Origin of the sequence: Limisalsivibrio acetivorans, assembly GCF_000421105.1 — a bacterium.
Classification (GTDB): Bacteria; Chrysiogenota; Deferribacteres; order Deferribacterales; family Geovibrionaceae; genus Limisalsivibrio; species Limisalsivibrio acetivorans.
Genome location: NZ_ATWF01000002.1, coordinates 330824 through 345145 on the forward strand (window position 1 = coordinate 330824; position 14322 = coordinate 345145).

The following is a 14322-nucleotide window of genomic DNA, read 5'->3' on the forward strand; positions in this document are numbered from 1 at the left end:
GTAAGTAATAGGATAACAATTATCTTATGATGTACTTAATTATTAAATCTGTCTATAGAATGCAAAAAAGCTTTAAATGCGTTCTACTGTTCTATCACTGAAACTTATTGAGAATAACTGTTAGAACAGCCCCCTTCTCAGAGTTTGAAACATGAATTGTTCCGTTCATTCCCGTCTCCAGCAGTGTTTTTGCCATATAAAGCCCTATACCTGTTCGGTTAGCCCCGGGTTTTGTTGTAAAATACGGTTCAAAAACCCTTCCGAGAAAGCTTGAGGGGATACCTCCACCATTGTCCTCGATATTCACCGCAACCTTATCCCCCTGGGACTCGATGGAAAGGGTTATAAGCCCTCCCCTACGGGAAAGATCCAGCAGGCCGTTCTCTGCATGCTCCAGCACCGCCTCTTTTGCGTTATCCAGGATACCAAGGAAGACCTGCTTCAGCTCATTCGGGTACCCGTAGACCATCTGATCTCTATTTCCACACATGTTCACACAGTCCGCACCTCCAATGTCGCAGGAGAAGAAAAGGTTTTCGTTTATCTCGCTCACCTTCCCCATGTGTTCACCCCCTCCGAGGTTACAGCGGAACTCGATGCGGATGCCAAATACCGCATAATACGGAGCAAGAAGGTTAAGAACCTGTTGCAGACTGTCTTTCAGGCTGAATATCACCTTACGATCCGATGGTGCGAAGAATTTTCTAAAGTCTTCGATGGTGGAGCTCATCTTGAGAACCTGGTTCATACAGCTGTCGCTGATCTGCACGATACGCTCCTCTCCAAGCTCGGGCTCATCTATATACCTGCCGATATCCTCAAGGAAGACATCAAGGATGCCAAGGGGTTTTTTCCACTGGTGGGCGATGGACGAGATAATCTCTCCTGCGGTGGCGAGACGTGCCTGGGTGATAAGGATGCTTTCGTTCGCCTTCCGTCTGTCGATTTCTGCCCGCACACGGGTTTCAAGCTCTTCGTTGTAGCTTTCGGCAACGGAAATAAGCTCGTTCATTTTTGCAAGCTCACTGTTATAGACCTCCGCAAGTCCTGCAAGCTCCTTTTCGCACTGAGAAAGCACCTCGGGGGGAACCTCCTCCGAGTTTTTCACAGCCCTCACAACCCCCTCAAACGGCTTTGAGAAACGCTTTGAGAAGGTGCGGTAAACAACAACAAAGGTCAGGATTATCAACGAAACAGTGGTTAGCCTTAATAGAAGAGAGGCATAACCGAAGTACCACTCATCCTTCATATCAAATCCCATACGGTAAACAAGGCGGTGGTTTACGATATAATCACCGGAATCTTCAACATTTGCCGCCATGAAGAATGTATGAACGCCGTTCATGTAGGTTCCCTCAACCACATCCCCCGTTCTGATGGATTCTTCGATACTGGTGCGGTACTCCTCCCCGCCCCCATCATCACCAGCGGAACCGATTATATGATATTCAACGTTTTCACCGCTCACCTCTTCATAAACCATATAGGCGGCCACATCGGTTATATAATCCGTACTGAGGACATTTCTTTCCATTCTGTTTTCTACATCGTTAAGATCGGCAAGGAAGAGTGCTATCTGGAAATATATATCAAGCTCGGGGATATAGCTCATGGTGTAGGCTCTCAGGATCCCCCCCTTTCTCTCGTAGATGGGATAATCGAGGGATATTTCACCACTCTGCTTAACATTTCGCAGGCTTACAGAGGCGTTAACGAGCTTACTGAGATCGAAACCAAGCTCGAGGGGGTATGTGGTCTTGAAGATAACCCCTTCACCGGATATGAGGTTAACCTCAACGGAGGTATTGAACTCGCTCTCAAGCTCAGATTTTATTATACCGAGGGTTGCGTTGTCCGGTATGCCGCTTTCGATTATCGTCTGCTGATAGGCAGCATGCTCCGCCACAAGGTTATTGCGGACATACCTGTTTCTGGGTGAGAGAAACTCCCTGTAAAAGCCTACATTTTCATCCAGAAGCAGCATAGCCTCATAGGCTATTTTTTTAAGATGCCGGTCAAAGCTGTGAATATGAAAGCCGTAACCCGCAATAAAAACAACAGCTACCACAGCCGCAAGGACGGAATAATTTACAAAAAGAATCTTTTTGAGACTGCTACCCTTAGGCAAACCCTATCTCCCTTCGTACCATCCACACCGTAATAAAAAGTGTACGGAATGATACAATTATAACATCCGGGGAGATTCTGTAAATCAATGCTTTTATCCCAGGCGTGTCCCTTTGAGTGTTTTGCTGTCATAGCCGAATCCTTTGCTTGAGGGTATGTCAATAAGGATGAAGTCCGCATCATCATCCGCCTTGATGCTCAAAAAGCACTCAAGGTCCGCCCTAGCCTGATCACCCGCAGAAAGCCTTCTTCCATTAACGGCCAGCTTACCCTTTGTAAGATAGACAAATATCCTTCTATTATCACCCGCATCAAGCTCAAAGCCCCTTCCGCTACTGAGCTTGGAGCGGTATATGGTTGCATCGGAGTTTATGCTCAGGCAGTTCTTCAGCTTGGGATTACCCGTTGCGATGGGGGCTAGACGGTTTTCCCATAAGGTTTCATCGAAGCTCTTCTGTTCGTATGAGGGTTCACCCCCCTTCCTACGGGGCCTCACCCATATCTGCAGGAAGTGCACAGGTTCCTTGCCGAGGTTGTATTCCGAATGGGTTATCCCGCTCCCTGCGGACATTCTCTGCACCTCTCCAGCCCTTATGGTCATCCTCCCCCCCGTTGAATCCTCATGGGTAACACTCCCCGAGAGCACAACGGTTACGATCTCCATATTCTCATGGGGGTGGGTAGGGAAACCCGTACCCGGCTCCACGATATCATCGTTGAAAACCCTGAGATCGCCGAAGCTGATATTATCCGGATCGTAATAGTTGGAAAAGGAGAATAGCCAGTAGGTCTTGAGCCATCCGAAGTCCGAGTAGCATCTCTGTGAAGCGGGTATAATCTCTATCATTCCTTCCTCCTGAGGGAAACAAATGCATCGTAGTAGTTATAGGCGTTTTTCGAATCGGTCAGTCCGGCGGGAATGGCTGCATTGGGGCGCCCCTCCTTCATGGTCCTGTTCTTATAAACCAGTATATCACGGCCGCGCACCATATCCGAAATCCTGCAAACGCCGGTGAATGAGCCTGTTGAGTTGTACGCCTCGATGATATCGCCATCGCCGAAGGAGGTCTCTGCGGCTGTCTCTTCGGATATATATATGTGGCTCACATTCTCACCCAGGGACGGAGGAACCTGTGAGTTCAGCCATGCCATGTGGGAGCTCGTTATCAGGCGGAAGCCTTCACCTTCTGAGGGGCGTAGCAGATCAAGCTTCTCCTCCCTGTACTCTCTGGGGGGAATCTGGAATCGTTCCACCTCATCGATTGGCTTTATATCAAGCTCAATATCGAGCAGTCTTGCCAGCTTAGATGCCGCCTCCTGATCGGAGAGTACATCGAAAACCTTCACATCCCTCCTTGCCTCTTTGGGAAAGAAATAGCTCCCCATCATATCCGGCTGGGCAAACATCCCCCCCACACGGATAAAGGCATCTGCGTGGGTTGTGGTCTCGTTCAGGTTGGTGTCCACACTGATAAGCGTGGTCTTTTTAAGCCCCTTATCCCACATATTTGAATCGGGATAGGTCATCGCAGGGTTTGCAGCCACTATCACCGCAAGGGGAAACTCACCCTCTGCCAATGCAACGGGAAGCCTTCCGATATTTATCGTACCCGTCTCCTCCGCGGCGGGTGTGACCATGCCGCTTTTAGAGGATCTTCCAAAATATAGTCTTCCCACATTAGCCGTTTTAACAGCGAGGCGGTTTATCCAGCGGTTTGCGTTGAATCCGTTAGAGTACCTCTGCAGTCCCCAGCCGATGATAATCCCCGTTTTGCCATCCCTAAGCATACCGGAAAGCTTCAGGAAATCACTACGGTTCACATCCGCCTCATCGATGAGTTCCTCCCACCCCTCTTCACCGTTTCGATGCATCAGCAGTGCGGCGGCAAGAAGGCCGTCCGTTCCGGGCGTGTTCTGTATGTAGAGATCCGCAAGCCTTCTGCTCTCGGACTTTACAGGATCGATATAGGCTATCCTGCACCCCTTCTGCTTGAGCTCTTTCATATAGCCGTAAAGGTGCGGGCTTGTAACACGGGCATTCTTGCCGAAACTGATGATAGTCTCTGCACCTTCCAGATTTTCAACCGGGGGATTAGCGCAGACGCCGAAGTCCCGCTCCTGAGCTGCTATGGCGGTTTCATCACAGGGTCCACCCTCAACAAAAACAGCACCGGGTATCCTTGAAAAGAGTTGATCCCAGTACCCCATGTTGTAGGCGAGGCTACCCGAACCTCTTATATACAGGAATGGCTTACCCATGTTTTTCCGGATAAGATCGCCGGCCTTCTCTATACCTTCTTCATCAAAGGGGGCTCCGTTTTCAACCTCCCTCTCATAGAAACCTTTCAGCTTACGGCAAACGAATCCGTTTCTCCCCTCCTCCTTCTCGGCCGGGCTGAAAACCATGCCTGAGCCGGAATGCTCAACAGTAAACTCGCACAGATCGGGGCAGTCCTTAGAGCAGAAAAATCTATTCATCTAAACCTCGTTGTTCAAATTCATCTTATTAGAGGGATAAAGCTCTTATCCCGGAGTTCGGCATTTTCGGATTCCATCCCCGGAACAACCATCTCACCCTTTATGGCGGCATCAAGGGGGATACATTTAACCCCGTTTCTATTGTACACCCTTATGCGGTCGAACCTGTTCTTAATCTCGGAGATAATACGAACCTGAACAAAGCTCCTCTCATCGGAGGTAACGGCCAGATAGTTCCCCGGCTCGATATCGCATGTGAGTGTCCTTTCCCTGATATTCTCCCGGGAACAGTAGGTCATGTATGTGAAGTTCTCCCTTCTCAGGAATCTGTCCAGCTCCTCTCTTTCGGGTAGAAGGTACACATCCGCATCTGCAGATGATTCTATCTCAATCCTAAAGCTGGAACGCTTCCTGAACTCCCGGAATGAACTATACCATTTGCTCCCATTCTGCAGTGTAAAGGTTTTGCTAAAACCGGAGCCTGCATCCCTGTATTCCGCCGAGACCATATCGTATAGCCTTTTCGGGTCAACTCCGCAGGCCATGGCATACATATGTCCGGGTATCGCCACCAGCTCGGTCTGAACATCAAGGCTTAAGAGGAGAGAGGCTGTGAGTATGGCAAGGTCCTCACAGTCCCCCGCCATTAGTGCCATGGTACGTTCCGGCCTCTGGATGAGCTCGTATTCCGCCGGATCGCTCAAATACCTCACCTTCTCCTGTACGAAGCGGTAAATCCGGGCCACCTTGCACTCCGTATCTATACCGCAGTCACTGGCAAGGGAGAGGGCAAGCTCACGAACCTCCGCCAGATGCGGATCCACTGCCCTTTCATAGGCGGCAAACCTTGCCGGCACACCCACTATCTTCCTGGGAGAGAAGTTTATCCGCTCCTCTGGAGGGGGCATCTTGATACTCTTATTCTCCTCATCCTTTTTGATAAAGGTGTTGAACACAAAAAGAAGGATGAGCCCGAAAAAGATCGAGCCTATCAGATGCTTCATCCACCCTCCTAAAGGGTAAGTTCAAGGGTTAAACGCTCTCCATCACGCAGAACATCAAGGGTTATATCCATCCCCTTCTCCATATAGAAGAGGGCTAGCTTAAGATCCTCAAGCTCTTCGACATCCTGGCCGTCTATGCCGACTATGACGTCCCCCTTCTCTACCCCACCCCTAATGGCGGGGGTATCATCAAAGACCTTGATCACCTCTACCCCCTCTGCCGTCAGGATAGAAACCCCTATCTTCGGAGCTTTTTCACCATCCAGCGGCTGGGGCTGGAGGATATAATCAGCCACCCCTTCATTCATCGGAGCATCGTTAAGTATTGTAACATAATCCCCGCCCGTACGCCTCTTGAGACGATCGGGAATACCATAGCCGTAACGTACATGGCCGTTTCCGGCGAGGATAACCATATCCCGCCCCGTGGCCTGATAGTAGTCTGCCGCAGTTTCGGCCATGGTTTCCTCCCAGAGGAGTTGTGCCTGGAGAAAATATTCAAAGTTGCGGCTCTCCTTATGTATGGAGAATATGTGCTCAAGGAAATCTCTGTGATCACTGTTCGAGTAGTCTATCTCCCTGGGGAGCTGCTCCCTTTCTTCATCCGTAAGCGATTCCAGGCCATTTCTCGAGACCTTGGCGGTTATGGCGTTGCTTATATTAAGTGCTATTACAGGTATACTGTTTTCCTTTGCATAATCCAGTATCGGCTTATACAGGTTGAAGTCAAAGCGCCAGCGTGAGAAGTATTCGGTTCTCTCCAGCATTGTTCTCTCGTCGATCCTGCCTGCGATGTAGTCATCCAGAACATCCTGGAATTCCCTGTGGAACATCTCCATGCCGATGGCTATATCACCCTTTCTGTCGTGCAGTGCCTTTATCATAATCAACTGGTTTGCATGGTGGGAGAACTCGTCGTGCTTCTCGCCGATGAACACAAACGGAGCATCCTTCATAGTTCGGGCAATATCGGAAACGCTTAACACACTCTCCACCTTAACCCCCTGCTTTTCCCTTCGCAGTTCTTCAATAATACCGTTCTCAGCTGTTTCAACACGCTTCAGGATATTCTCCCCCATATTGAAGGCTAACCCCGCATAACGGCCGTAGTGCCTCAGTTTGCCAGCCGCACGCTCAACCTCTTCTGCGCTCATGGCGGAAGCATGGGCAACAACCCCCTTCTCCATGAAAGGGTGGGGATATACGTTAAAGACGAAACCGGCCTCGATCCTCCCCCGTTCGCCAAGATACTCCTTAGCGGAAACTCCGGCGAAGAGGATCGTGTTCTGCCTGAACATCTCGTCCGTAAGTTCATCGGGCTGTATCACCTTACCGTCGAACAGTTCAATGAGTGCGGCGTATTTATCCGCATCCCCGGTTACTATTATCCTCGAATCCGCCCCCATAAACCGTGCTGTAGTGGGGGGCGTCTCGGCAGGGAGGAGTATGCGGGGGGCATCAAAGGATGGATCAACAGCCAGCTCCACAGGCTCCTCTTCTGTTATAAACGAGTATGTCGCATTATCAGAATCGAGATAAACGCTCCTTTCCTCGATACCATTAACGGTCCTAATGCTAACGGGAAGATGTATGGGAAGCTGTGCTCCTCCCCTTGTGAGGCGCAGTTTAGTTTCAAACCCTTCCGGAACCATGCCGACCTTCGCACCATGAAGGCTTAACTCCGGCATACCCTTTACCTCAAGCCATCTGCCTGCCACCAGTTTTAGCTCCCTGGCGGAAGATCTCTCAAGGGCATGTATCAGGTCATCCCATGATGCCTCATTACCCGTATTCTCACGAATAAAAAGGCGCAGGCCATCGTAGAAGGACTGCTCACCGAGCATATTCCTTAGCATGTGTAAAAACATCATCGACTTGCCATAGCCGACGGAGGAGGTCTTCTTGCCGTGTCTCGCTCTGAACTCCCTCAGTGATATCTCATCTTCGGAGCGAACATAGGAATCGAACCCGGCAAGGGTCATCCTACGGTACTCCTTATCCTCTCCGCTGCTCTCACGGTAAAGGTGATCCGAGAGAAGTGTAACAAGCCCCTCGGCCCAGTTACCAGTTTCGTAATCTATACCCACAGCACCCCCGAACCACTGGTGCAGAACCTCATGACCAAGGGAGTAGTCCAGTATAAAAGGGTATGGTATGAGCTGTTTTCCGATCATCGTATAGCCGTCAAAGGCATAGCCTGCGGGATAAGGAACCTCCACAACCTTGAACTCCTCATAGGGATAGGGAGTCAGGAGCTTGGAATAAAGCTCGATGTATTCCGCAGAGGCTTCAAGATACTTATCCGCATGTTCCATATTACTGTCGGAGAAAAGAACGGAGATACGAACACCCCCCGCATCGATACTCTTCTCATTGAGTGTATCGAAATACTCTGCCATAGCCTTTTTTGCCTTTTCATTGTGGCCGAAAGCTTTTAGAAGTTCCGGATCCGCCCCGAAGGCTGTGGCCGAAACAAACATAAGCAGAATAATAATATATCTCATGGTTCCCCCTTTTTTCATTAATGACATATGAAGACCTGACAAGTTTCTCAAAAAAGATCCCCTGAGGCCGGAAATATGTTGAAATCCTACTAAAAATGTAACATTCTTATGAGAATATTAAAGGGCTTAACGTTTATTTATCAGAGGATTTGCTATATGGACTTCTTTCGCAACGTGTCATTAAAGATCAAACTGCTCGGTATCTACTTCATGGGTCTAGTACTTCTCGGCGTTGTGGGCTACGGTTTCTTCATCTATCTGGAGATCGACAATTATCTTCGTGATAAAGAGATCTTCGACAAACAGGCCCAGTATTTCCAGGAAAAATCCTTCAACCATATGAAATACACCATGGATCTCCACGGTATCCTTACCAAGCTTTATACCTCCGCAGGGGAGGAACAGCTCGGGAGGGAGGACATAATAAGGGAGTTCGTAAACAACGTACTCCTGTTTAATGATAACCAGTACGCCTTCGCACTTTACGACTTCAGCGGCGATCTTATCTCCAGCAGCGGAAGTGAGTTTGAAACACTGATGAATTTCAGTCCGGGTAATAGGGCAAAGATCGTCCATCTCATTAAACAGGCCTATGAAACAAGGATCCACGGCTCCTATATAGACTTTGCCGCAAAGGATGAGCCAAGGGGCTACTTTGTGAACACCATGTACTTCGAGCCCCTTAACTACTACATCATGAGCCTCGATAAAACCGAAGCGGCTGAAAAGAATATAAACAGCATCCTTAAACGTAAGAGGATGGAGATCATCAAAGCTGTGGGATTCAGTTTTCTTCTGGGTCTTGTGGCAACAATAATCGTAATCGGCTTCCTCTTCACCTATCTGAGGGGGATGACCAAAAACATAAACAGTATAACCGAAAGTATAGACGCCCTTGCCGCCTCCGGCGAAACGGATATGAAGCTAAAAGCGGGCAACAAGGACGAGATAGGCCGCATGATAGAGGCCTTCAACAACTACCTCCAGAAGCGGATAAATATGGAGCGTTTTAAACAGCTCATTGAAGAGGATCAGAATATTGTTGAGGTTTATACAAGGATATTCACATTGCTTGACACCTTCGGCATCAAAAACTTCGCCATATATGAGGTGGACGATGCCAAGAACAGGATCAACTACCTCAACCATGAGATCTGCGGCGATTCCTGCACTCTGGAGCCGATGCCCTGCGCTTCGGATATTCTGATTCACGCCGATGAGTGCAGGGCGAAACGCCTTGCCCAAACTGTTATGGGCGAACCGGAGTACCGCTCCTGTCCCAAGTTTCTCGGTTACGACGAAGGGCGCAAGCATATGTGTATACCCATTATTATTGGGGGAACCGCAGGGGAAGTTGTGCACATAACCATAAAGCCTGAGAAAGAGGAGGAGTTTAAAAATAAGCTCCCCGTCCTGCAGGAATACCTGCGAAACGCATCACCCGTTATCGAAAGCAAGAAACTGCTCAAAAACCTTCGGGAAACCACCCTCAAGGACCCCCTCACAGGGCTCAACAACAGAAGGTTCCTTGAGGAATACACCGAATTCCTAATAGCTGAAAACAGGCGCAAAAACACGAATATCGGCATCCTGATGTGCGATCTAGACTACTTCAAGAAGGTAAACGATGTCCACGGACATGAGGTTGGCGACAAGGTTCTGCAGATGCTCTCCGCAGTGCTGAAGTCATCGGTGAGAGCGTCCGATATCGTCGTCCGCTACGGCGGCGAGGAGTTCCTTGTCATAATCAAGGAAGCGGGGGATGACGAGGCGGTTATAACCGTTGCTGAGAAGATCCGGGAGAACATGCAGAACTATGAGATGAAGATCTCCCCCTCGGTTACGATCAAGAAGACACTAAGCATAGGTATATCAATATTCCCCAGAGATACGGAAAACTTCTGGCAGGCCATCAAGTTTGCTGACATATCACTATATAAGGCGAAGGAAGAGGGCAGGAACCGTGTGATCCGTTTCAGGCAGGAGTTCTGGGACGATCACGGCGAGGACTACTGAGAACGCAGACAGAGGGCAGCCGCACCGAGTATACCCGCCCTGTTGCGTGACTGAGCCGTCTCAATAATTATCTCTCCCCGCAGGCTGGGATAAACTATGCGTGAGAATATACGCACAGCGCTGGGGAGGTACGCATCGGAAAGCTCGCTCAACCCTCCGCCGATCTTTATCTTCTGGGGGCTGAAAAGGTTTGCAAGGCTTGCCATACCGTGGGCCAGATAATGTGCGTAACGCTCGAAGGAGAGCCCCGCCACGGTGTGCCCCATATTCCAGAGCTTATACACATCAGCCGCCTTCTCCACCCTCTCCTCCTCGGAAAGGGTGTTAAAGATCCTGACAAGCCCACTCATGGAACAGAAGGTCTCGAAGCATCCGCATTTACCGCAACCGCACCTTTCACCCATGGCGTCAAGGGTTATATGGCCCACTTCAAAGACAGCCCTCTCCGAGCCTACCAACGAACCATCCATGATAAGCCCACCGCCGACACCCGTTCCGAGTGTGAGCAGGATCATATTGCGGGTTGATTCATCCTCAAAGAAAGCCAACTCGCCCAGGGTTGCAAGGCCGGCATCATTCTCCACAAAGACATCCTTACCGCTCATCCCCTTAATATCCGCTCCAAGGGATTTGCCGTTAAGGGACTTGAGATTAGGGCAGTATGCTCTCCCCCGTGAGTATGTTCCGGGTATACCGATACCCACAGAATGAACATCATCGGGGATAAATTCCGAAATGCTTTCAAGAAGACCGGCATATTCCGATGGTGTTTTAAGTGAGCTGAACGAGAGGATCTCACCTTTATCGTTAACTACCGCTCTCTTAAGGTTTGTTCCGCCTATGTCAAAGCATGCAAAGCGCATCGGTCTCACCTTCCGTAAAAGGGGAACAGCCCCTCCAACTCGTCCCTTTCGCCGGGATCAAAGCCGAAATTCTGCTCCCATACTGTGGAATGCTCCATACAGTAGTATATAAAAACATCCTTCCATCTACTCTGCAAGGCTTCAGTTACCATTTTGATCATCTTTGTGCGCAGGGGCTTGAAATAGCGCATCTTTCCATCCAAACCGTTCACGAAATCCCCTCGCATTAGGAGGCTTTCAGGGTGCTTTTCACGCACAATCCCTGCAAGATCCGGCATGAAGCGGAAGGTGGATATGCTGATATACTCCACCACAGCAGGGTCGATGCTATCCGTAAGCTCCTCTATGAGGCTTCGGTAACCCTCCTCCCAGCCGGGATACATGATAAGCGGATCGAAGTGGAATGCCAGCCTGTAACCGCATTCCGCCATCTGTGCAGCAGTCTTTATCCGCTCAGAAACGGGGGCGGCGCCATGCTCCTCACGCTCAGCGATATATGACGGATTAAGGCTCCAGCTGAGGACAACGTTTCGGGGATTCAGGTTGTACAGCCTTGATACCTGTACCGACTTGGTTTTAAGCTCAAACTGTATGTTATCAAGAGAATTAACGATGGGCACAAAGAACTCGCTCAACCCCAGAACCCCGTCAAGGGCGAGGCTGTCCGCCAGCTCCCCCGTACCAAGCCTCCTCCTCCCCTCTGCGGCAAGGGTGCGGATCTCACTCTCCATACGGCTCAGATCCGAATATACTTTGATCCATGAGTGGTTAAGATAAGCCTGCAGTATGCAGTAGGAGCAGTCGAAGGGGCAACCCTCCACAGCATCGGTTACGAAGTATCCACAGCACCTGTATATACTTGTTGCGGGGCATTTATGTACAAAATTGTTGGCGGAGGAGGTGATCAGGATATTCTTCTTATCATCCTCGGGTATAAACCCAGGTTCAACCACCTGCATCTGCCGCCCTTCCCTTTCGAGCCTCTCTGTCAGCTCAGTTCCGAGGGCGGTTTTCTCAACATATATCATTTTCTTGTAGGAACCTGTAGATATCTCTGATCCTGTCTGCTGAATCCGCCGCTCCCTTTATCTTCGCCTCGAACTCCTCCGGGGTGGAGAAATCTATCCTGAGGGTGAGGGAGCCGTCCTCAAAGCCGGAATTGCTTTGAATATCGAGCGGGCCTGAGAGGTTTGAGAAGCTGTCCATAAAATCACGGCGAAACGAACTGCGTGTACCGGCAAGCTCATCGAGTGCTTCGGGCGTATAATTCTCCGGTGTATTCTCCTCACCCATATCGCTCAACAGCTCAACGGTTTTCCTGAATGCGGAGACACTTGGGGATGTTTCGATTGTGTATTCATGGAGGAACCTTCTGCCACTAATACTGAGGCTTGAATAAATGGATATGATTTTCAATGAGGGGCGTTTCTGCTCTATATAGTTGAGAAATTCAATCGGGGCTTCCCCAAGAACCCTCAGTGCATCAAAACTGCGCTTACCCTTCACAAAGCGTTCCATTCCGGGAACCGTACAGGGTTCGATACCGAAGTGCGCACAGAGGGTAACTATCCTGCCCAGCTCAGCCGGACCAAGATCCCCGAGCAGTTCCATATGCAGTGCAACGGCCTCTGCCGGGCTAAGCTCACCTGCGCTCAAATACTCGCAAACCTCTTTGTCAAAAAGATTAAGCCTGTACCACTCACCCTCCACTTTAGCCGCCACAGGGGGATAGGGGGAAATCTCCTCCTTAAGGCTTCTGAAAAGAGAACTGCACGACTCAAGACTCAGCAGCCTCATTCAGCCTCGTCTTCCCCTTCGCTTTGAAACAAAGCATCCACAAAATTATCCGCATCGAAGGGGCGGAGATCATCCATACCCTCGCCGAATCCGATAAACTTAACGGGGATCTGGAGTTCGTTCACTATGCCTATGATAGCACCCCCCTTGGCTGTTCCATCCAGCTTGGTGAGCACGATTCCTGTAACACCGATCTCCTCGTGGAATACCTTTGCCTGTGCGAGGGCGTTCTGGCCGCTTGTGGCATCGAGAACAAGGAGAACCTCGTGGGGTGCATCGGGCATCTCTTTCTTAATAACACGGAAGACCTTGTCCAGCTCCTTCATAAGGTTCGCTTTATTGTGGAGCCTTCCCGCCGTATCTGCGATAACGACATCGTATCCCTTTGCCTTTGCGGATGTAACGGCATCGTATATAACTGCGGCGGGATCGCTCCCCTCCGCCTGCTTAACTATGGGAACACCAGCACGCTCCGCCCATACGCTCAGCTGGTTCACAGCCGCCGCACGAAATGTGTCGCCGGCGGCGAGTACCGTTCTGAGCCCCTCCGCCTTGAACATGCGGGCCAGCTTTGCGATGCTCGTGGTCTTGCCAGTGCCGTTAACACCAACGACTACAACAACATAAGGGTTCTCATCAACCTGAACCAGACTATTGTCCAGGGATAGTATATCCTTTATCTTTGTCTTAAGAGATTCCTTGAGATCCTCAGGATTCTTCAGGATCTTTCTGGAAACCTCCGAACGTACATCATCTATAATAGATAGGGAGGTGTTAACCCCCACATCAGCAGAGATGAAAAGCTCCTCCAGTTCCTCCAAGAGCTCCTCGTCAATAACCTTTTTACCAGCAAAAACTGTTTCGATACCACCAACAAGCTTGCCGGATGTTTTGGAAAGCCCCATGCGCAAACGCCTGAAAAGCCCTTTCCGCTCTTTTTTGGGGTCCTCCTCTGCCGCTTTCTCGGGCTCTTGCTCCGGTTCGGGTTCGATCTCCGTCTCAAGCTCCTCCTCGGGGATACCCACCTCTATCTCTTCGGGATCGGGTAGCTCATCGCCGGAGACGGGCTTAATATCACCCTTCGGCTCTTCCCCCGTTATCTCCTCAGCGGGGATCGCTTCTCCGGTTTTGGATTCATCCTCTAAAGCCGCCTCTTCAGCGGGCTCTTCAGCTCCACCTTCTGGTTCCGGCTCCTCTGGTGATTCTTCAAGCTCATGCTCCTCTGAAAGGGAATCATCCTCATCTATATTCTTCTTCTTTTTAAATATGTCAAAGAAACCCATGGTAAACACTCCAAAAATAGCTTTATATGAGACAAAGGCAGTAAAACCTGCACCATTCTTTTTGTCAATATATACTTATCTATATATCAAAAGGCGTAAGTGTAGAACTCTGTTTTATTAATTACTTTCCTCTGGAAAAATGTGCTATTAAATACAGATTTCTAATGATAAGATACTAGAAGCTTTCTCTTGACAAAGTAACAAGAAAGCTAACATATTTAAAACACATTTTTTAAATTTTACAGTCCGG

General features: G+C 49.6%; 10 protein-coding genes. 1 reads left to right on the forward strand and 9 read right to left on the reverse strand.

The window, feature by feature from the left end; translation table 11 throughout:
• Positions 1-94: 94 nt before the first annotated feature.
• The 5 genes from K300_RS0112805 to K300_RS16425 form a co-directional block, all read right to left on the reverse strand.
• On the reverse strand, positions 95-2128 hold the full coding sequence (locus tag K300_RS0112805) for a sensor histidine kinase (protein ID WP_022852074.1): 2034 nt from the start codon (positions 2126-2128) through the stop codon (positions 95-97).
• 93 nt (positions 2129-2221) lie between these two features.
• Positions 2222-2974, reverse strand: coding sequence for a pirin family protein (locus K300_RS15680; protein ID WP_022852075.1), 753 nt, complete (start codon positions 2972-2974; stop codon positions 2222-2224).
• A complete protein-coding gene (locus K300_RS0112815) occupies positions 2971-4605 on the reverse strand; it encodes a molybdopterin-dependent oxidoreductase (RefSeq protein ID WP_022852076.1) in 1635 nt (544 codons plus the stop codon). The genes K300_RS15680 and K300_RS0112815 overlap by 4 nt, the downstream gene beginning before the upstream one ends.
• 20 nt (positions 4606-4625) lie before the next feature.
• Positions 4626-5609, reverse strand: coding sequence for a transglutaminase-like domain-containing protein (locus K300_RS0112820; protein ID WP_022852077.1), 984 nt, complete (start codon positions 5607-5609; stop codon positions 4626-4628).
• Between the two features lie 8 nt (positions 5610-5617).
• Complete coding sequence (locus tag K300_RS16425) at positions 5618-8113, reverse strand: ChaN family lipoprotein (protein ID WP_022852078.1); 2496 nt, start codon at positions 8111-8113, stop codon at positions 5618-5620.
• A 156-nt stretch (positions 8114-8269) separates the two neighbouring features.
• Between K300_RS16425 and K300_RS16430 the strand changes: the two genes are divergently transcribed.
• Positions 8270-10129 (forward strand): diguanylate cyclase, encoded by a 1860-nt coding sequence (locus tag K300_RS16430; protein WP_022852079.1) that lies wholly within the window; start codon positions 8270-8272, stop codon positions 10127-10129.
• Here the strand turns inward: K300_RS16430 and K300_RS0112835 are convergent.
• The 4 genes from K300_RS0112835 to ftsY are packed head-to-tail and all read right to left on the reverse strand — an operon-like array spanning position 10123 to position 14072.
• Positions 10123-10992, reverse strand: a complete 870-nt coding sequence (locus K300_RS0112835) for an ROK family protein (protein WP_022852080.1) — start codon at positions 10990-10992, stop codon at positions 10123-10125. The two genes, K300_RS16430 and K300_RS0112835, sit on opposite strands and share 7 nt — an antisense overlap.
• Positions 10993-10997: 5 nt before the next feature.
• On the reverse strand, positions 10998-12020 hold the full coding sequence (locus tag K300_RS0112840; protein ID WP_022852081.1) for an SPL family radical SAM protein: 1023 nt from the start codon (positions 12018-12020) through the stop codon (positions 10998-11000).
• Positions 12007-12789, reverse strand: a complete 783-nt coding sequence (locus tag K300_RS0112845) for a hypothetical protein (protein WP_022852082.1) — start codon at positions 12787-12789, stop codon at positions 12007-12009. Before K300_RS0112845 ends, K300_RS0112840 begins: the two co-directional genes overlap by 14 nt.
• Positions 12786-14072, reverse strand: a complete 1287-nt coding sequence (ftsY, locus tag K300_RS0112850; protein WP_022852083.1) for a signal recognition particle-docking protein FtsY — start codon at positions 14070-14072, stop codon at positions 12786-12788. The genes K300_RS0112845 and ftsY overlap by 4 nt, the downstream gene beginning before the upstream one ends.
• Positions 14073-14322 lie beyond the last annotated feature (250 nt).